At 49.0% G+C, this 18,380-nt stretch carries 17 protein-coding genes; 11 read left to right on the plus strand and 6 right to left on the minus strand.

Going from position 1 to position 18,380, the window contains the following annotated elements; translation table 11 throughout:
* Positions 1 to 284 precede the first annotated feature (284 nt).
* From B147_RS0122985 to B147_RS0123045, 11 genes are all read left to right on the plus strand, one after another.
* Positions 285 to 884 carry a type IV secretory system conjugative DNA transfer family protein gene (locus B147_RS0122985; protein ID WP_020589555.1) on the plus strand — a complete coding sequence of 200 codons (600 nt, stop codon included), beginning with the start codon at positions 285 to 287 and terminating at the stop codon, positions 882 to 884.
* The gene (locus B147_RS0122990) at positions 874 to 1,311 is read left to right on the plus strand and encodes a S26 family signal peptidase (protein WP_020589556.1); all 438 of its coding nucleotides are present in this window, start codon (positions 874 to 876) and stop codon (positions 1,309 to 1,311) included. The genes B147_RS0122985 and B147_RS0122990 overlap by 11 nt, the downstream gene beginning before the upstream one ends.
* Positions 1,312 to 1,332: 21 nt before the next feature.
* Entirely contained in the window at positions 1,333 to 2,268 is a 936-nt protein-coding gene (trbB, locus tag B147_RS29310; RefSeq protein WP_020589557.1) for a P-type conjugative transfer ATPase TrbB, read from the plus strand.
* Complete coding sequence (locus tag B147_RS30690) at positions 2,265 to 2,918, plus strand: TrbM/KikA/MpfK family conjugal transfer protein (RefSeq protein ID WP_020589558.1); 654 nt, start codon at positions 2,265 to 2,267, stop codon at positions 2,916 to 2,918. The genes trbB and B147_RS30690 overlap by 4 nt, the downstream gene beginning before the upstream one ends.
* A gap of 75 nt (positions 2,919 to 2,993) precedes the next feature.
* Positions 2,994 to 3,335, plus strand: coding sequence for a plasmid mobilization protein (locus tag B147_RS0123005; RefSeq protein WP_020589559.1), 342 nt, complete (start codon positions 2,994 to 2,996; stop codon positions 3,333 to 3,335).
* A gap of 82 nt (positions 3,336 to 3,417) precedes the next feature.
* Positions 3,418 to 4,944 carry a relaxase/mobilization nuclease domain-containing protein gene (locus tag B147_RS30695; protein WP_020589560.1) on the plus strand — a complete coding sequence of 509 codons (1,527 nt, stop codon included), beginning with the start codon at positions 3,418 to 3,420 and terminating at the stop codon, positions 4,942 to 4,944.
* A 1,128-nt stretch (positions 4,945 to 6,072) separates the two neighbouring features.
* Complete coding sequence (tsaA, locus tag B147_RS0123020; RefSeq protein WP_020589562.1) at positions 6,073 to 6,603, plus strand: tRNA (N6-threonylcarbamoyladenosine(37)-N6)-methyltransferase TrmO; 531 nt, start codon at positions 6,073 to 6,075, stop codon at positions 6,601 to 6,603.
* 20 nt (positions 6,604 to 6,623) lie between these two features.
* Positions 6,624 to 7,349, plus strand: a complete 726-nt coding sequence (locus tag B147_RS0123025) for an FmdE family protein (protein WP_020589563.1) — start codon at positions 6,624 to 6,626, stop codon at positions 7,347 to 7,349.
* A 270-nt stretch (positions 7,350 to 7,619) separates the two neighbouring features.
* A complete protein-coding gene (locus tag B147_RS0123035; protein WP_026259788.1) occupies positions 7,620 to 8,375 on the plus strand; it encodes a TonB-dependent receptor plug domain-containing protein in 756 nt (251 codons plus the stop codon).
* A complete protein-coding gene (locus B147_RS0123040) occupies positions 8,359 to 9,705 on the plus strand; it encodes a TonB-dependent receptor (protein WP_026259789.1) in 1,347 nt (448 codons plus the stop codon). The genes B147_RS0123035 and B147_RS0123040 overlap by 17 nt, the downstream gene beginning before the upstream one ends.
* Before the next feature lie 15 nt (positions 9,706 to 9,720).
* Positions 9,721 to 10,935, plus strand: coding sequence for an MFS transporter (locus B147_RS0123045; RefSeq protein ID WP_020589564.1), 1,215 nt, complete (start codon positions 9,721 to 9,723; stop codon positions 10,933 to 10,935).
* Positions 10,936 to 11,066: 131 nt separating this feature from the next.
* Here B147_RS0123045 and B147_RS0123050 read toward each other — a convergent pair whose 3' ends face one another.
* The 6 genes from B147_RS0123050 to B147_RS0123075 all read right to left on the minus strand — a co-directional run bounded on the left by B147_RS0123050 (position 11,067) and on the right by B147_RS0123075 (position 18,275).
* Entirely contained in the window at positions 11,067 to 12,047 is a 981-nt protein-coding gene (locus B147_RS0123050; protein ID WP_020589565.1) for a helix-turn-helix domain-containing protein, read from the minus strand.
* Positions 12,048 to 12,148: 101 nt separating this feature from the next.
* Complete coding sequence (locus B147_RS0123055; RefSeq protein ID WP_020589566.1) at positions 12,149 to 13,426, minus strand: hypothetical protein; 1,278 nt, start codon at positions 13,424 to 13,426, stop codon at positions 12,149 to 12,151.
* Positions 13,413 to 14,234 (minus strand): outer membrane lipoprotein-sorting protein, encoded by an 822-nt coding sequence (locus B147_RS0123060; RefSeq protein ID WP_020589567.1) that lies wholly within the window; start codon positions 14,232 to 14,234, stop codon positions 13,413 to 13,415. Before B147_RS0123060 ends, B147_RS0123055 begins: the two co-directional genes overlap by 14 nt.
* Positions 14,231 to 16,981, minus strand: coding sequence for an efflux RND transporter permease subunit (locus B147_RS0123065; protein ID WP_020589568.1), 2,751 nt, complete (start codon positions 16,979 to 16,981; stop codon positions 14,231 to 14,233). Before B147_RS0123065 ends, B147_RS0123060 begins: the two co-directional genes overlap by 4 nt.
* A 59-nt stretch (positions 16,982 to 17,040) precedes the next feature.
* Positions 17,041 to 17,529 (minus strand): MarR family winged helix-turn-helix transcriptional regulator, encoded by a 489-nt coding sequence (locus tag B147_RS0123070; protein WP_020589569.1) that lies wholly within the window; start codon positions 17,527 to 17,529, stop codon positions 17,041 to 17,043.
* A 110-nt stretch (positions 17,530 to 17,639) separates the two neighbouring features.
* The gene (locus B147_RS0123075; RefSeq protein ID WP_020589570.1) at positions 17,640 to 18,275 is read right to left on the minus strand and encodes a class I SAM-dependent methyltransferase; all 636 of its coding nucleotides are present in this window, start codon (positions 18,273 to 18,275) and stop codon (positions 17,640 to 17,642) included.
* Between the last annotated feature and the right edge of the window lie 105 nt (positions 18,276 to 18,380).

Below are 18,380 nucleotides of genomic sequence, written 5' to 3' on the forward strand. Positions count from 1 at the left end.
TGCGTTCAGACTCAACCAGCCTGTAGGTATAATATTGTGTGCCGTCTTTCCGGCTTTTGATAGTCGTCCTTCGTATATACATGGAGCTGATTATGCGCACAGTTACAATAGAAAATCAACAATTATTTAATTTTATGGCACTACATTCGCCATGATTAAAAAATCTCTACGTAACGTGCTGAAATTATAGTAAGCTACTTTACGTAGGGCCATAAAAACTAAGGAATAATGGGCGTTTTGTCGTTTTTTTTCGAAAAAATAGGTTAAGAAAATTCACTCAGAAAATGGAGTTTGAAAACGGGCAGGCCGTAGTCGGCTATAAACACAGACTCTTGCTCATGCTGGACGAGTTTACCAGTCTGGGCAAATTGGAAATCATGCAAAAGGCCCTGGCGTTTATGGCCGGTTACGGTGTGAAGGCTTATATCATTGTCCAGGATCTATCCCAATTGCAGGAGGCCTATACCCGGGATGAATCAATTACATCAAACTGCCATGTCAGGATTGCATATGCACCCAACAAGATAGAAACCGCAAAACTGCTGTCGGATATGACCGGGAAAACCACCGTGGTGGATAAAAAGACCAGTGTTTCCGGAAAACGCTTAGGCGGCATGGGCAATGCCTCAGTATCCGTCAGTGAAGTGGCAAGACCGCTGCTTACACCGGATGAATGCATGAGGCTGAAAGGCCCGGTCAAAGACGAAAAAGGGGGCATCAAAACCCCCGGTGATATGCTCATATTCGTTGCCGGGTACAACACGGTATACGGTCAGCAGATCCTGTATTTCTTAGATCCTGTTTTCCAAAAGCGGGTTAAGATCTCGCCGCCCGATCACATAGAGATTTTCAAGCTCAAAGAGGTCTCGAAAAATGAAATATAAAATTTTGCTGCCCTGCAGTCTTTTGTTTGGGGTCTGTTTTTTTGTATCTCAATATTGTTATATCAATGTTTCCGCGAGCCTGCCCCGAGGTATATATTTAAAAACCTCCCGGGCAATTGGCAACGGCTCTTATGTGGTCTTTCATCCCACTGATTCACAACAGTCTCTTGTATTAAAGTACGTTAAAAATATCCCTTTGATGAAACGTGTGGCTGCTTTGCCAGGGCAGGCATACCAATTGCCCCCGGCCTCGGATACAGACAGCAAAGGCCGGGCTATGACGCCTTTTTACCCTAAAACAGGCATCGTGCCTTCTGCGCAATTCGTTGTAATCGGCGACACCAAATACTCGTTGGATAGCCGGTATCTCGGGTTTGTACCTCAATCTTCAATAGTTGATACGATCACCCCTCTTTTGGTTTTTTAAGGATATCGGAAAGGAATGGAAATGAGCGTTGTTTTGGACAGTTTGAAGCATAATTTAGGCCCCATTGTTACCCAGGCCCTGGATGATGATAACGTGATTGAGGTCATGCTCAACCCTGACGGCAAATTATGGCTCGATACGTTTGACAAAGGAATGGTGGAAGTGTCCGCTATTCCTGCATCATCCGCCTCCGGAATACTGAGCCAGGTTGCGTCCATGCTCGGCGCCGTCGTGACAAAGGATTCTCCCGTTGTTGAAGGGGAGCTGCCCCTGGACGGCAGCAGGTTCGAAGGGTTGTTTCCTCCGGTTGTGGCCAATCCCACGTTCACGATACGCAAAAAGGCGATCAATATCTTTACCCTGGATAATTACGTGCGGTCCGGAATCATGTCTCCGGATCAGCAGCAAATTATCTGCGATGCCATTACAAACAAAAAAAACATCCTGGTGGTGGGCGGAACGGGTTCCGGCAAAACCACCCTGACAAATGCGATTCTGGCAGAATTGGCAAAGATTGCCGGTGATGAACGGCTTGTCATTATCGAAGACACCAGCGAACTGCAGTGCCTTTCAAAAAATAAGGTGATGCTGCGTACAAACCGGAATACCAATATGCAGCATCTTCTTAAAGCCACCATGCGGCTTCGACCGGATAGAATCGTTGTGGGTGAAGTAAGGGGCGGTGAAGCCCTGGACCTTTTAAAGGCGTGGAATACCGGTCACCCGGGTGGGGTGTGCACCGTCCATGCAAATTCCTGTGCCGGAGGACTGGTCCGGCTGCAGCAGCTGATTGCCGAAGTGGTGCCGAATCCTATGGATGATTTAATCCAAGAGGCTGTTGATCTGGTGATTTTTATCAAACGAACCAAAGAAGGCCGAAAAATAGAGGATATCGCCGAAATAGGAAATGATTATGGATTTCAATCGGAAACACAAAAATTAAGGATTTTAAAATGAAAAAGTTTTCAGCAATAATTACGATTTTTCTTTTTTGGATAGTTTTCTTAGGAGAAACGTCTCTGTCATGGGCAGATGATGAATTAACAAATGAACAAAAATTGGCTTGTGAATCCATCTTATGTTTGTCTTCGGGAGACAGGCCGGACGAATGTGACCCTGCTTTAAATTATTTTTTCAGCATCAAAAAAAAGAAATTATCCGACACCAGGGACGCCCGGAAATCTTTTTTGAAAAAATGCCCTGATTCAAATGCAGAAGGAATGCCCAGCTTGATTAACGTCCTGGTTGATTACAATTGTTCGTCCTGCACTGTTGAACAGTTAAATAAAAATCTTGTCAAAGTGGTTATTTCAACGGGACGAAATTTTAGCTCTATTTCTGATCAGTCTTCCGGTTATACGGTAATGGCAGTTGATCCTGAATTACCGGCATATTGTTTAAAGTATTATGCCGCCATTAACAGTAATCAATACACCGCCTACTCACAATATTCACAATCCCGACCAGTTTATATCGGTTCCAATTTAGGCCGTAAGGTCAAAGATGACGACGGCAATGAATATTATGTGATTTATGCCAAGTCAAGAAACGAACAAGCCCAGATAGCTGAGGCAATATCACAAAAGCATTGGGAATGGGCCAATTAACCAGGTAACACCATCAGGAATAATGGTGCCCGCAAAAACCGTTATTCCTGATGGTATAAAAAACGCAGGGGAGCAATGAAAAAAGACAAACGGGAAATAACCCTCAAATCTTATGTGACGCAAAAAGAATATAGCCAAATCAAACTTCTTGCCAAACAGACGGGCTTTTCTGTCTCTGAATATATCCGCCGGATTTTAACCGGCCAAAAGATAGAATCAAAGCTTGACCAGGAAGCTTTTTTATCTGCGCTCAAAGTGAACGCTGACCTTGGCAGACTTGGAGGGCTGTTTAAATACTATCTTGCCCAGGGGTTTAAAAATGTGCCTCCTGGCGAAATACGAAAGGTGCTGCATGACATTGAAGACAGGCAGCGACAGCTCAGGCCGGTCATTTCTAAAATTCGGGATATGGTATAAAGTTGCAGCTCTGTTTTCTTCCATATATTCAGGCCACACCAACATTTTTGATGGATAAGTACCATCATCACAGTTTAATGCCATGATATCAAAACGTATCCAGTGCGAACCGCAAAACGACAACATAAAACGTTTAGGGGCATATATAGGCGCCGGCCATGAAAGAGAAAAGCTCTTTGCAAAATGGACAGCCGGCTGTTATGCCGGGCAGGATTATGATCTGGCCATTGATGAAATTAAAGCCACCCAGGCAATGAATATCCGGACGAAAAAAGAAAAAACCTATCATATGGTAGTCAGTTTTCATCCTGAAGATTTCAAGAAGCTTTCTCTGGAAGATTTTAAAAACATTGAAAAAGAATTTGCGGCCGCCTTAGGTTTTGAAGGCCACCAACGGCTCTGCGGAATACACATCAATACAGACAATCCCCATATGCACGTTGCATACAATATGATTCACAAGGAAAAATACACCCGGCATGATCCTTTCTACGATTATTATAAACGGGATAAAACGTGCCGGCTCCTGGAGGAAAAATATAAGCTCAAGGTTGATGTCGGTGTTGAGCAGCAATTTAGCGAATACGTGAAGCAGCGGCAATCAGATGTAAAACACGCCTTTGACAATGCCCGGGATTGGCAGTCCTTGCACAAAGAACTTGCCGTTTACGGCTTAACTGTGAAAATGCGCGGGAATGGCAGTATTCTGGCTGCAATCGGCCACAAACAAAAAGATGCTCATCATATAAAATTAAGCGATTTTGATAAAAATTTGTCCAAGAAAAAACTTCAGGACCGGTTGGGTTCTTATGAAAAATCAGCCGGGGATTATGACGTCAAAGAATTTTTTCAACGGGAGCCCAAACGGGAAAACGCCAAAGCCAAAGATTTTGAAACTAAAACCGGGCTAAAATCCTTTGAGACTTTTGTTTTAGAATCAAAAGAGTTTATCGCCCAGGCGGCAATTAAATCTAACACCTGGCAAGACTTCCATAGGGAACTGGCCAGGATCGGTCTTGAAGTCAGGCCACGGGGAGCAGGTTATGTTTTAACGGATATAGGCGGTAAGACAAAAAAAAATTCAAGCATCCCTTTTTCTAAGACCGGTATGCGAATTGCCCAAAACGGCGTTATCCTTGAACGCCAAAAAAAAGGAGATATGAACAATGGAAGAAACACAGGACAGCCCGGTAATAGAAACACCGGAAGACAACGAAACTCAAGCATCTTTAAGCAGCCCGGTTTTAGCCAACCTGAGCCGTTCTCCAAAAACAATTTGCGCAAATTGTCCAAATGCCGTTTGGCATATCACGGAACAGGACAAGTTGAGGATATTTTGTCGTTTGATGCACGCTCTTATAGACGAGAGCCTGAAAGCTTGCGATGGGGCAATGATAGAAGACTGAAAATTTTAGGGGGATTTGAACCATCCCAAGGCGGTTATACAATTGAAAAGCCGTATAAATTTGAACCGGTGAAAAAACTCAAATCCGCCAAAGAAAAAGAAGCTTGGAAGATTTACATCCGTGAACAAAAACAACATAATTATAACTGGATAAAATTTAATAAAAATTTCCAGCGTTTTTATGGTGAAGATTATGGAATGTAAATTTATCGTTTTCAGCGCTTTTTAAATGATTTGACATTTAAGGGGATAGATGTAGTCCGTCGAGAGAATTTGAAATGCCCCCTCCACAATACTTTTGTTATTGAATGCTGTTTTGAAATAGGTCTGGGCGACGATAAATACCATGATTGCTCGGTCTTAATGGCTTCATTTCAACCATTTCATACTCTTCTTTGGGGATAAAGATGTAAAAATTGTGCTATACTTAATAAAATTGAGCTTAGTGCCCTTTGGGCGGGCTTTATTATTCCCAAAATGGAAATTCCTATACTATCAAGTTAACTATTTGATTTTATAAAAATTTTATGTATTTTTATCAGCATTCTGTATAGGACAACAAATCGCTTAAAATTCATATAGTTAACATGAATCAATGGGACTCAAGTGCATAGCTCTGTTTTAATATTTATGGAGTGCATTAAACTTTCATATAAATTCCAAATTTTATGTCTCTGGATCTAAAGGATATCCTCAATGGACCAACGAAACCATTACATTCGGATCAACCACGATATAAAACCATAAACTAAAAAGGTAGTTGCTCTGAGCCCCCCCTTTTTTTTTAGGGGTACCTCATGAACCCACCAGTTTACTGGTGGTATTCATTATTATTTCAATACATTCCTTATAGTTAATGTATTTAACTATAATTTCCAACTTCCTACCCAAGCGGAATTTAAAAGTCAAGATTTTTTATGGCAATACTCTTTTTGCATTTTGTTCATAAACTTTTAAAAGCCATGGGGCCAGACGCCGAATCCTGGTTCTGCCTTACAAACATAAACATAAGGATTGTCAGGGCAGCATTTGTTTTGTGGAAGATTCATAGGGAAAAGTCCGAAGGTCTGCGACCGGCCAGGCTTCGAATCCGCACCGGGTAAAAATAAATTTGCCCGGGGTAGAATGAAACCAATGTGCAGGCTATTTTCGTTATTTGGATTTGTATTCCGGGCTGAACAGTCTGGAAATTAGACTCTGGGGGAAGATATCATAATGCGTAAGGCCTTAACCGGAAGCTGATGTCCGGCGTACGGTCGTCAAACAGCTGTGGAAGATGATAACAACCGGGCGGCCCGGACGCGGTTCTAACAAAACATAAAAGGAAAATACATGAAAACAGATCCGGACATGGCCCTTTTTCCCGTGGGCATAATCACCAACGAGGTCAAAACTCCTTTTCTCAAATCTGATAAGACCGGCATCTCCATGCAGGGAGATATGGAAAAAGTCATGCAGGAAGTCCGGAAAACCAAAACAAGGCGCTCCAGGATTGTAATCCGGCCGGAATTTGTAAACCTTCTCACCGGCATTGAAGCGTATTCCCACCTGGTGGTTCTATACTGGGCCCACCTGGTGGCCAAAGAAAACCGGACAATTACCATGGTTCATCCCATGGGCAGAAAACAAATCCCCAAGGTAGGGATTTTCTGCACGGCAAGCCCGGTCAGGCCCAACCCCATTTTGACCACGGTAGTAAAGCTTTGGGCTTGTGAAGACAACGTTCTTACGGTGACCGGGCTGGATGCCGTGGACCAAAGCCCCGTTTTGGATATCAAACCCTATGTTGAAAAATTCCACCCCAAAGAAGAGACGAGGATTCCTGCGTGGATGGCGCAGATTATTAAAATCGTGAACCCGTAACCCTCAAAGGAGAACAACATATGAATTCCGAAGAAATGGAACAGTTAAAGGCAAATCCCAGGGCCGGATTTAACCGGGCCATCCGGGACAGGGACGTTGCCTCCTGTCTGGTGAAAACCGCTGAAATTCACGGCCACTACTGCCCGGGAAGCGCTTTTGGCGTCATGGCCACGCTCATGGGCCTTGAAACCCTGGGCGGGGATACATCCCAGGGAATGGAAGATCTCATGGCCATAGTGGAGATTAACGCCTGTTTTGCCGACGGAGTACAGGCCGTGTCCGGATGCACCCTGGGCAACAACGCTCTGGTCTTCCGGGATCTTGGCAAGATGGCCGTAACCTTTGCCCGAAGGGACGGGCAAAACGCGGTCCGGGTTAGTATCAAAGGCCGGATACGGGAGCATGTGGACGAGGTTCAGCCGGAATTTTTTCTCCTCATGGAAAAGGTGATCATGGCAAGGCAAGGCAGCCCTGAAGAGGAAAAAGCATTTCGGGAAAAGGGCAGGCAGGCGGCATTCGCCCTGATTGACCGGCCCTTTGACACCTATTTTAAGGCGGCATCCGTTAAGGCGGTTTTGCCGCCTTATGCCCCCATTGTCCCAAGCCTTGTCTGCCCGGGATGCGGCGAGACAGTCATGGGCACAAAAACCGTTTTGGAAGGCGATAAAAAAGGATACTGCCTCACCTGTGCAGGAGCCCTGATTTCCGGCGTAGACGGCCGGGGAATCGGCCGGGAATTTTTTTAAGGCCGGTCCAAAGGTTTTGCCCAAGCCACCAATAACACCACGAAGGTGTTGCGCAAAACCCGCGCTGGTTTTCTTTTCCCTTTTAATTTAACGATAACAGCCATTACCCTTTAAAAACATTTTTCCCTGGTGCGCTTTGTGTTCACAAAGAGACCGGGAACAAGTCTGTCAAGGAATCAGCCATGAAGGCTTACAGACGCAGGAACGTCTGTGAAATCTTTATGGCTTTTTTTGTGTTTAAACCCCAACCAGAAAAGAAACGGATCTAAGATGAAAAAAATTGTGATGAGAAAAATTGCACTGATTACAGGATTGCTTGTCATAATGTGGGCGGCTGTATGTTTTAGCCAGGAAAAAGAGAATTCAGACACATTTGAACTGGATGATGTGGTTGTAACGGCCCAGAAAAGGCAGGAAAATTCCCGGGATGTGCCCATCAGCATGGATGTGTTCTCCGGTGAAACCATGGAAACGGCAGGCATGGACAAGATCCCGGATCTTGTGAATTTCAGTTCCAATGTCAGCATGATGGAACGTTCTTGCGAGCATATTGTGGTGATCCGGGGTGTTTCCCCGTTCAGGGGATGTACCTATTCCCCGGCAGGTGTGTATGTGGATGATGTGAGCTATCCCTTGCACTATATGCAGAATTTTGACCTGTTTGACATTGAACGGGCCGAAATTCTCAAAGGCCCCCAGAGCACCCTGTACGGCAGCAATTCCGAATCCGGTGTCATCAAAATCGTCACACGGCAACCGGGACCTTATTTTGAGGGCCGGGTGATTTCGGAATACGCGGAATACGATACCTTTAAAACCGGTGTAAGCCTGATGACACCGGTGATTGAGAATACTTTGTTTATAGGCGGTGCTTTCCAGTACAAAACCACGGACGGGTACCTGGAAAACCTGTCAAACGGGGATGACAAGGCCGCAGACCAGGAACACCTGGCTGGCCGGTTTACCCTAAGATGGACCCCCCCAGGACGCCTGGGACATTTCACTGACCGTGGACGGGGCAGATAATGAAGACCACGGGGCAACGGGACGGCCCATGGCCGGGGATTTTGCCACGGATCGAAATAAGATCCGGTCCGACTGCGATGCCTACCTGAACCAGAAATGGTCGGACCAAGCCCTGCGTATCACCTATGACGCGCCTAAGTTCACCGTTTTGTCCGTATCAAGCATCCAGGACCAGACCCTGGACAAGGTCAATGACTGCGATCTTTGGGATAACCCGGCCAATGAAAAAATCAACCCGACCACCATTGACAGCACACGGTACAGCCAGGAACTGAGGATCTTTTCCACCACGGGCGGCCCCTTTGAATGGCTGGGCGGGATGTTTGCCTTTCATGAGGATTCTACCTTTAACTACAAGTATGAAATTGTGTCCGCAAACATGGTGTACATGAACCCGATAACGGATGTGGAAACGGACGGTGCCGCCATTTTCGGCCAGGGCCGGGTCCAGCTGACAGACAAGTTTCACGCGACTTTAGGATTGCGCCTGGATTACCAGACTAGCAAGGGGGATCTGTCCGATGCCGTGCAGGGCAAGTCATACAGCGACACCATAGACGATTGTGAATTTCTGCCTAAAGGCGTGCTGGACTATGATGTCACCGAAAATATCATGGCCTATGTCTCCGTGGCCAGAGGATATATGCCGGGCGGGTTTGACTGGGGCAACACCGGCACAAAAGAGACGTTTAGCTATGATCCTGAATACACCCTAAATTATGAGGCAGGCGTGAAATCCACCTGGTTTGACAACCGGTTTCTGCTCAACCTGTCCGCCTTTTACATCAAGATAGATGACAAACAGGTGTCCCAGATGCACCCTACCCTGGCCATACTGAACATCTCCAATGCTGCCGAAGCCCACTCCACCGGGGTTGAACTCACGGTTGAGGCACGGCCAGCCCAAGGCCTTTCCCTGTTTGCCGGACTGGGGTTCAACGAGGCCAAATTCGACGAGTTCAATGCCATGGTCAATGAAAACAACCAACTGGTTCAAAAGGATTACTCAGACAACTACCTGACCTACGCCCCAAAATACACCTACAATTTAGGTGTGCAATACCGGTCCCCCATGGGAATTTACGGCCGGGTGGATTTTCTGGGAACAGGCGAATTCTACGGGGATGCCGCCAACCAGGCAAAGCAGGATGGCTATGAAATCGTGAACCTGCGCTTGGGGTATCACTGGAAAAAACTGGATATTTCCGTGTGGGGTGAAAACCTGTTTGATGAAGAGTACCAGACATTTCTCACCCCGTTTTCCAATACCATTGTCGGCCATGACGGCCCGCCCCGCTGCTTTGGCGTGACCCTGGCCGTGACATTTTAACAGGGCGGATCCAAAATGAAAAAAATGGCCCTGTTGTTTCTCATGTTCCTGCTCCAGAAAATTTTTCTGTGCTTTACCTGGACCCTTATCCCCATTCTGTTGCGGACCCGTGGGGTGAGCCTTGGCACCATCGGCATGACTGCCCTGATCTACAGCCCCTGGGCATTGAAATTTACCTATGCGACCTGGATAGACAGAATTTACAGTCCGGTTTTAGGACGGCGCAAAACCTGGATTGTGCCATTACTTATCCTGTTTGTCCTGTTGCAGTGGATGCTTTCCATGGCAGACCCCCAATCCGGACTCCCCCTGGTTCTGGCAGCCATTTTCATCCTGAACCTGGTTTCCGCCACCATGGACATTGCAATGGACGGATATGCCACGGATATTCTTCTGCCCGGAGAACGGCCCTGGGGCAACATGATCCAGACCGTGGGCTATATGGTGGGATACATGCTGGGGGCAGGTGTTTTCTTGATCTGCTACCAGCGATTAGGATGGCAGTCAACCGTGAGAATTATGGTCGTTTGCCAGATCATCATGATGCTCCCTGTGCTCCTGCATAAGGAGATGGTACCGGTGTTCCCCGAAGCCCTGACACAGCCTGGTCCGGCATATCACCGTCCCAGTGTCCGGGCATGCATTTCCCGGGCCCAGGTGCGCTGGTTTATCCTGTTCAGCCTGATTGCCATCCTCATGGACCAGGGCGCGGCCCAGTCGCGTCTGCCCATGCTGGTGGACAAAGGCTATGACCCGGCCAGCCTCGGCCGGGTCATGCTCTGGTATGGATCAGCGGCGTCTGTTTTAGGGGCAGTGGCCGGTGCCGCCCTTTACTACCGGGCCGGGGCCAGCCGCCACTTTATGGTGGTCTGCCTGGGCGCCGGTGCGCTTTGCCTTTATTCGGCTTTAATTTTTCAACTTCCCGTCCCCGACCCCATGATGGTGGGCTTCCTGGTGGGCGGAGAAAAATTTATCTCCGGTGCCATGGGGGTCATGCTATTCAGCATCATCATGACCCTGAGCACCGGTCCCCAGTCCGCCACAGACAATGCCGTACTCAACAGCCTGGTCCACATGTTCATTTTGGCCATGGCCCCGCTGGCAGGAGCCCTGTGCGACATCACGGGGTTTTTCAGACTATACTTGGGCTTAGGCCTTGCAAGCCCCCTGATGTATCTTTCAGGCTATTTTCTGCTCCGGCATTGCCGGAAAGCCCCCAGGCAAAGTTAATTCTGGATCAGGCGCATAAGTTTTGTCGGGATTCTTTGGCCGATATCTTGTTGGACATTGCAGCAAAAATGACATCATCTATGTCGGCCTTTTTTCCTTATCCCTCTGGATTGGTTCGAGTGGGAATCATATTATTGAATTGATCCGGATCTGTTTTTCAGATATTGCTTGGGAAGGATACCAAAGCGTTTTTTGAATGCTTCACTGAAATGGCTGACATTGGTGTACCCCACCTGCCATGCGGTCTGGCTGACATTGGTCCGGGTCTCATCCAGAAGCTGCATCGCCTTTTGCATCCGGTATTCCCGGAAATAGTCAAACACACTTTTTCCATATGCCTGTCTGAATCCGGCCTGAAGTTTTGCCGGGGTCATACATGTCATTTTTGACAGCGTCTCTATGGACGGGGGCGACTGCAGGTCAGCAACCAACAGGTCCCTTGCCTTTAATATGTTTTGTTTTTCATCCAGGCTTAACAGTTGCCCCTGGGGAGACTGGCAGTGGTCAAGCCCCAGGGCGGCCAGGTGCAGGCATAGCAGCTCCAGGCTTTTACCTTCCAGGTAAAGGGGCCAGGGAAAGGCATTGCTGGATGTATTTAAAAGCTGGTACACAACAGTCTGAATATCTGGTGTCATGGGCCTGATATCTACAAACTCGGCCTGTGACGCACCTTTCAGGATTGCCTGCATCTCCAAAGGCAGGACCGTGTCTCCCGGTTTTACCAGGCTGCGGAAAAACGGCAGGGTCATGTGCAGATGCAAAATCTGCTGCTTTGCTTCTGCAGGGATGGTAAAGATTCCGGTTTGCCGGTTTTCCATCCTGACGCCGCTGTTCCCGTCTTTAACACGCATCTGCTTTGGGCCGCAACCGGATGAGCAGACAGTCTGTTTTTTGATACCACCTGAAATGACAAAGCCGAAATCAATGACCGGGTATTTTTTTTCATATTCCAGGCAGACCGGCGTGTCTGAAAAGAAATTGATCATGCTCATCCATAAACCGGGGCGAATGCATATCTCCTGGTGGCCGCCCTGGAAACCGTCATCACAATCCGTTCCGGTGCTGCAGCATGGTTTGAAACTGAACAATTTATTCTGATCTGTCAGCCCCATTCAATCTCCTTTTTCGGTACTGGGCCAGACCTGTGGATAGCCTGCGGAAATCGCCTTTAATTCAAGCCTCTCATGGAGCATCCGCAACTTTGATCCACCACCTAAAAACTAAATCTGACAGCCGTGTACACATTGGTATTGTCCTCAAACTGGCCGAAAAACGTATGCATTTCCCTGCCTGTAAATATATTGGCCCCGGCTTCCACTATGACATCATCCGTCCATTTGTACTCTGCCCTGGGCCTGAGATAGGCATCCCGGTCACTGGGACATAAATAGGAGGCCAGGGACAATTCAAGGTTCTGGTTCATCAGAAGCCAGGTCAGCTGCAAGGTGATCACGTGCCGGAACCGGTCCCGGGCCGGTCCCTGGATCAGGCTGTTTTCATATGCGTCATAGTGGAGCAACTGCTCCACATAATACTGGAGGCTGGCATTGAAATCCCTGGCCAGGTCCTGATTGTATCCGGCCAGATACCGCAGTTCTGAGTTATCAATCGCCGGATTGGTGCCGTCAGAGTCCTGGCCGGACCTGTAATAGGCGAATTCAAGGTTTCCGATACCCCGGCCCACACGGCCCCGGGCACTGAATCCGTATACGGATAATTCCGGGAAAAGGTCTTCGCCCGAACCGGACTGACCGGCAGGCTGTTTCCAGAACCCGCGGTATCCGTATAGTGCCAGCTCATAGTTATGGATGTTCTTGTACAGGCGAAGGGCAATCTCGTCATCCTTGAACCACTGGTCGGGAACCTGTGCCCCCCTCAAATTGTCCCGCCCTGCAAGTTCGCTGCCGTTCCAGTGAGAGACATATTCTCCTGTAATGTACCGGTCCGGATCAAACTGGGGCGTATAAACCAGGTCAATACTTGCAAATGAAGTGAAAAAACTGACCTTTAAAGCGTCGGACGGGGCCTTGAGATATTCGCTGTCCCGGCCGATGAAATAGGATTGCCAGTCTTTGGGGAAAAGGTCGTTTAGAAAAACCAGGTCCCCGGTGCCCCATGTCAGTACCTGCCGGCCGATTTTTACATCCAGGACATCCGACGGCCTTGCAAACATCCAGGATTCCCGGGTGTCGTACTCCCCTTTCTCTGTAATCCCGTCCGCCCATACGTCTCCTTTGTATTTAAATTCCGCCCAAGGGGCGTAGGTGAACAATTCGGCCTGGAGCCGGGATTCCATTACAGACGCCTGCTTTTGCCGGGGGTCGTCCCGGACGCGGCATCCGGCCCGCAATTCTACAAATCCGTTTATTTCCACAGGGGAGAACGCCTTGAAATTGTCCCCGGCCCAGGTCATGCAGGCAAAAGAAAACGAAAAAAAGACCCCGGCCAGCAACAGGCATCCCCTAAGGATCCGTTGTTTAACGCATGACATCTCTGGGAGGCCTCCTCAAATACCGCTCGGTAAACAGATCTGCGCCGAATCCGGTATTGTACCGGATTCCGGAAAAGGCCATTGTTGTTTGGCTGCCGGTCTCAAGATCCCTGGCCACCGTCAGGACTGCCGTGGGATAAACGACTTTGCGGTTGTCTTCCCGGGCTTCAATGTTCTCAAGCTTCATCACCTCGATCACCCTGGCGCAAAGATCTCCCCTTTTGTAATACGCCATTTTCATGGGCATAAAGGTCTGTTTGTCGATAAAGGAGACCGAATACTCAAATTCCACACTGTCCGGATTTTTCGGGACGCTTTTAATTTTATAAAACCGGTCCGTTGCTCCGGCCAGTTCGTGCCGGTCTTCTTCCGGGCTGCGGCCGGATATATCCTCATAGAGGAAATCAGATCCCACAAAACTGGTCCGCTTGTCCCCGGCTGCGATCCGCTTGACCAGGTCAAGGCTAGGCATATAGAGCCAGCGGTCGTCGTCAACGTCAAGGGCGGCATGCTTGTGCACCATGAACACCATTTTTCGTACGTCGGCCGGTGTCTGGAAATATGTAAAATAGAGCTGGTCCCGGTCTTTGGTGTCAGCATTTTTCCGGAGGATGTTAAAGGCCCGGCACCGGATACGGCCCTGGCTGTCTTTGATCTCCATCTTAACGGATCCTTTGGTGTCCTGGCCCTGGTAAAGGGCCATATGATTGGCGCGTCTTACGATTTCAGCTGCGGTCAGGGGACCATCCCCTGCATACAGGATAGCGGGCAGCAAAATACATATAATGGCTGTAAGCGTTACTTTCATTGTTGTTGCTCCTTTTTTTTTGAAATCCCCAGGCCAGCGAACTGCCCCGGGGATTTACCGTTGTTGTCTTGTGATGTCTGAACCCATTCTTTGTTTTCGGTTTCTCTCTCCGTTTTTTTTCCGGGATAAAGCCTTTTGAAAAAAATTTTTTCACCAGTGGTCAATATGGCGGGCAGCGCCAAAAGCGTAACGAGCCCCGAGCATGACAGGATCATGAAAAGCATGACGCCGGTGGTCTTGTAGGGGACAAGGGAAGCGACCAGCAGGGGCAGGAACCCGATGGCAATGACCAGAACATTCCGGCTGATGGCCCGGGCCGGCTCACCGAACAGATGGCCAACCACCTGGTCCCAGGCCCCTTTTTCCCGGTAACTGGCTCTGGAACGTTCCAGAAAATGAATGGCAAAATCCACGGCCATGCCAATGGACAGGGCGCTGAGCACCGCAATGGGCAGGTCATAATCCTTGCCCACGATACCTGTAATGCCGTAGATGGCCCCCAGGGTGATGGTCAGGGGCACCATGCACAGCCCGCCCCACAGCAGGGAACGGAACAGGTATGACATCATGATGAATACAATCAGGAAGCTGCCGGCAAAGGATTTCAAAAACCCCCAGACCAGCTTGCCTTCAAGCACCTGGTTGATGTAATGCAGGCCGGCCCATTGGTAGGTCAGCGAGGCTGGCAGGGGATTGGCTTCAACATAGGACCGGACTTCGGCCACGGTTGCTTTTGTGTTGATGCTGTCACCGGTGGGGAACTGCAGCCAGATGTTGGCCTGGGAATAGTCCGGCGTGACCATGTGCCATAGATCGTTGGGCCTGTGGCTCTGCTGGTATTGCAGGTAGCATTCGGAAACACTCTGGAACCGCCGGGGAATGACAAAGCTTTCAGGGCGGCCGTCGGTCAGTTCCTGGTTGACCTTGCGGACCACATCCGCCACAGAGCTCGCCTTGCCGATTAAACCGGTCTCCAGCAGATGGGACTGGAGATCCGCCATATAGGAGAGCACGTCCGGGCGCTTGAACGGCTTGCTCCTTTCCCTTTCCAGCCCGAAAAAGACCTGGAGTTCCCCCAGGGTAAAGCCGGCATCTTCGGATACGCCGGCAGTCATTTTGTTCAGATGACGCGCCACATTATCCACAAAATCCTCAAAATCTCTGGACCCGGCGGCGATAACCGGCAGGGCATGGGCAACGTCCCTGGCAAGCCCCGGGGCCTGGGGAAACTCGTTTTCAATGGTCAGGGCAAATTCCTCCAGCCCCCTGGTCAGGTTTTGAATTTCGGACGCATCCGGGCTGGGCCGCCCGGGGCTTTCAAGTACCAGGTAGGCCATATAGGTCCCGCCGAAATGAGTGTTCAAAGCGATATCTGCCTGGCGTATGGGATGGCTCAAGTCAAAACGTTTGGCATAATTATCGTTGATCCGTATCTGGCTGATGCCCCAAGCCGATACCAGGATCACGGCAATCAGAAGTACAAGAATGGACCTTGCGCGCCTGTGGGTAAAACGGCCCAGGGCTGCGAGAGGACGGACCAGCCAGCTTTTCCTGCCGCCCTGTGCGGACAGGCCGAAATCTGCCAGGGCTTTTTCGGGCATTATCATGATATAGGCCGGAACAAAAAATATGGTCACGATCCAGGCGATCATGACCCCGATACTGAGGAAAAGTCCGAAAACCCGTGCAGGTGGAATCGGGGCCAGGGTCAGCGAGAGAAACCCTGCCGCAGTGGTCAAAGAGGTATAAAGCATGGGGACAAACAGGGTGGACATGACCTGGCGCACGGTTTTTTCCCGCCCCTTTTCCCGGGTGTAGACATCAAAAAATTCAGACATGACATGCACGGAATCCACCATGGCGATGGACATGAGAAAAATGGGGAGCATGGAACTTAGAATATGAACCGGAAATCCAACGGCAATCATCAGGCCCATGGCGGCAACAATGGAAACCGTCGCAATGATCATGGGCAGAATGACCATACGCCATTTGCGGAAAAACAAAAAAAGCAGCGCGAGGATCACGGCCATGGCCAGGGGGGAGGCTGTGTTCATCTGAGTGAACATTTCAACACCGATGGCGCCCTCAGCCACAGGAAGACCTGTAATATGGAACTGATCATCCCCTGTGAATGTCCCGGTCTTTTCCTGCAACGCCTTGTACACCCTGTAGCTGAGCAGCTTATCTGTCAGCGGCAGATAAATACAGATTGCCCGGCCGTCCTCTGAGATCATCTGGCCTTTGAGAAGGGGGTTGGAAAGGGCCTTTTGCCTGATTTCAAGGGCTTTATCCCGGGTCTCGGGCGGTTTTTCCATCAGCCACTCGAACTTTATGGTCCCGGGTCCCTGCTGGCTCATATGATCCACCAGGGACGGGGCAATCATATCCACCTCAATAACGCCGGACATCCTTCCGGAATTGTTTTCACCCGGCCACCGGAGTGTTTTGGCAAATTCCGTCAGCTCATAGATCCGCTTCAGGGTCTTGGGATTGAACACCCCGTCAGGGTCTTTTTCGTTGATCACGCCCAGCACCACTGTATCGCTGAGGCTAAAGCGTTTCTTTGCCGCATTGTGGAACACCCGTGCAGGCTCATTTATTTCAAGCATGTTTTCCGGATCCGTATCTATTTTCACCAGGGGGAAAAAGGCACCGGTAACCAGAGGGAGCAACAGGGTGCAGATCAGGACCAGCCTGTAATGTTTGACTGAAAAATCAATAATACGTTCTTTAAATGGTTTCATTTCTACCTCACAAATCAAGTTAAGGTACTTAACTGTTAAGCCAAAAAAATATGGCGGATTTATTTATCCTTATCGGTCTTTCCTCGTTTGGAGATCCGGTTTTCCATTATCGCGCCAAGGGATTCCAGCAGCACGGAAAGCGTGGCGATCTGCGAGATGGAGAACGGTTCCAATCCGTTGATCAGTTTATTATAATCTTCCCCGTGATGCCTTTCATGCGCCTCGAACGCCTTCCATCCCAAAGGGGTGAGGGATAATTCAAATTCTTTGTTGCTGTGGGTGGCCTGCCGCTTCAGAAGAAACCCTTTTTGGGTTAACTTCTTGATCATCTGGGAGGCCCCGCTTTTGGTGATACCGAAGTGATCGGCCACCTGGGTGACGCTCATTTTCCGGTTTTCGCCGATGGCCTGGATGGTGTGGGCTTCCCGGGTTGACACCTCCGTCTGACTGTCAACCGGAATAGGCATCTCCTCTATTCTCTGGTAAAGGGTTGAAATACGAAGGAGTTCACTAATGGTGATTTTTATTAAATCAGTTTTATTTTCCATGAAAAAATGATAAAGCAGCTTAATCTTTTTGTCAACTTTTCTTTTTTTGTGTCTGAAAAAACAAGCTCTTATAGTTACTCTGTTCGGTATTGAATTTTTGTTTATAAAGTTCAGGGCTGTTGTTTATGGGTTGCCCCTGGGGTGCGGGATAAGCTAAACATAACAAGATAGTTATACCCAAGGTCTGTGTACCCGGTTTTCCTGAATCCGCATCCCACTGCCACCGCCTCAACCTCTTCCGGGGAAAGGCGCATATGTATTGGCGGGCCAAAGGACATCTCTTCCTTTTTACACTCCATCACGGCAAGCCGCCCCTTGGGTTTAAGAACTCTTGCCGCTTCAAGGAACAGGCTCTTTCTGCTGTTCTCAGTCCCGAAAATATGCAATACCGTGAACGCCATGCAAAGATCCATGGAACTTTGTTTAACCGGCATGGGCGGTTTTGTAATATCCGCTGTGAGGCATTGGACCTGGGACAGCCCTGCGGCCTTTGCTGCCGTCTTAAGGGAATCTACGATGGGCGGCCAGTGGTCTACCGCCGTGACCTGGCCCCAAGGCCCTGTCAAACGGGCAGCCTCAAGGGTATAGTCTCCTGCGCCGCACCCCATGTCCAGAATATGTTGCCCCGGGCGAATATCCAGGACATCAAATACAAGCTTGGGCTCCTGAACCCAGTAGCTGCTGGGTCCCTGGCCCCTGCCTTTTGAATGGTGTCTGCATTGTCCATTCTTCAATGTCTGTGTCATTTGCGTGTTCCTTTCAAAATCCGGCAAGCTCAGCCGGTTGGGTTAGCATGACCAAAATAAAAACATTCGTCTGCTTGTCTTTAATGCCTGATATTGCCCTTTAAA

It is taken from the genome of Desulfobacter curvatus DSM 3379, from assembly GCF_000373985.1.
Lineage (GTDB): Bacteria > Desulfobacterota > Desulfobacteria > Desulfobacterales > Desulfobacteraceae > Desulfobacter > Desulfobacter curvatus.

What these genes read in the sequence shown, in the direction of transcription:
- B147_RS0123050 (WP_020589565.1), bottom strand. Translation starts at nt 12,047, where the DNA reads ATGGGGCTGACAGATCAGAATAAATTGTTCAGTTTCAAACCATGCTGC.
- B147_RS30690 (WP_020589558.1), top strand. Translation starts at nt 2,265, where the DNA reads ATGAAAAAGTTTTCAGCAATAATTACGATTTTTCTTTTTTGGATAGTT.
- B147_RS0122985 (WP_020589555.1), top strand. Translation starts at nt 285, where the DNA reads ATGGAGTTTGAAAACGGGCAGGCCGTAGTCGGCTATAAACACAGACTC.
- B147_RS0123025 (WP_020589563.1), top strand. Translation starts at nt 6,624, where the DNA reads ATGAATTCCGAAGAAATGGAACAGTTAAAGGCAAATCCCAGGGCCGGA.
- B147_RS0123070 (WP_020589569.1), bottom strand. Translation starts at nt 17,529, where the DNA reads ATGGAAAATAAAACTGATTTAATAAAAATCACCATTAGTGAACTCCTT.
- trbB (WP_020589557.1), top strand. Translation starts at nt 1,333, where the DNA reads ATGAGCGTTGTTTTGGACAGTTTGAAGCATAATTTAGGCCCCATTGTT.
- B147_RS0122990 (WP_020589556.1), top strand. Translation starts at nt 874, where the DNA reads ATGAAATATAAAATTTTGCTGCCCTGCAGTCTTTTGTTTGGGGTCTGT.
- B147_RS0123065 (WP_020589568.1), bottom strand. Translation starts at nt 16,981, where the DNA reads ATGAAACCATTTAAAGAACGTATTATTGATTTTTCAGTCAAACATTAC.
- B147_RS30695 (WP_020589560.1), top strand. Translation starts at nt 3,418, where the DNA reads ATGATATCAAAACGTATCCAGTGCGAACCGCAAAACGACAACATAAAA.
- B147_RS0123075 (WP_020589570.1), bottom strand. Translation starts at nt 18,275, where the DNA reads ATGACACAGACATTGAAGAATGGACAATGCAGACACCATTCAAAAGGC.
- B147_RS0123060 (WP_020589567.1), bottom strand. Translation starts at nt 14,234, where the DNA reads ATGAAAGTAACGCTTACAGCCATTATATGTATTTTGCTGCCCGCTATC.
- B147_RS0123035 (WP_026259788.1), top strand. Translation starts at nt 7,620, where the DNA reads ATGAAAAAAATTGTGATGAGAAAAATTGCACTGATTACAGGATTGCTT.
- B147_RS0123045 (WP_020589564.1), top strand. Translation starts at nt 9,721, where the DNA reads ATGAAAAAAATGGCCCTGTTGTTTCTCATGTTCCTGCTCCAGAAAATT.
- B147_RS0123055 (WP_020589566.1), bottom strand. Translation starts at nt 13,426, where the DNA reads ATGTCATGCGTTAAACAACGGATCCTTAGGGGATGCCTGTTGCTGGCC.
- B147_RS0123005 (WP_020589559.1), top strand. Translation starts at nt 2,994, where the DNA reads ATGAAAAAAGACAAACGGGAAATAACCCTCAAATCTTATGTGACGCAA.
- tsaA (WP_020589562.1), top strand. Translation starts at nt 6,073, where the DNA reads ATGAAAACAGATCCGGACATGGCCCTTTTTCCCGTGGGCATAATCACC.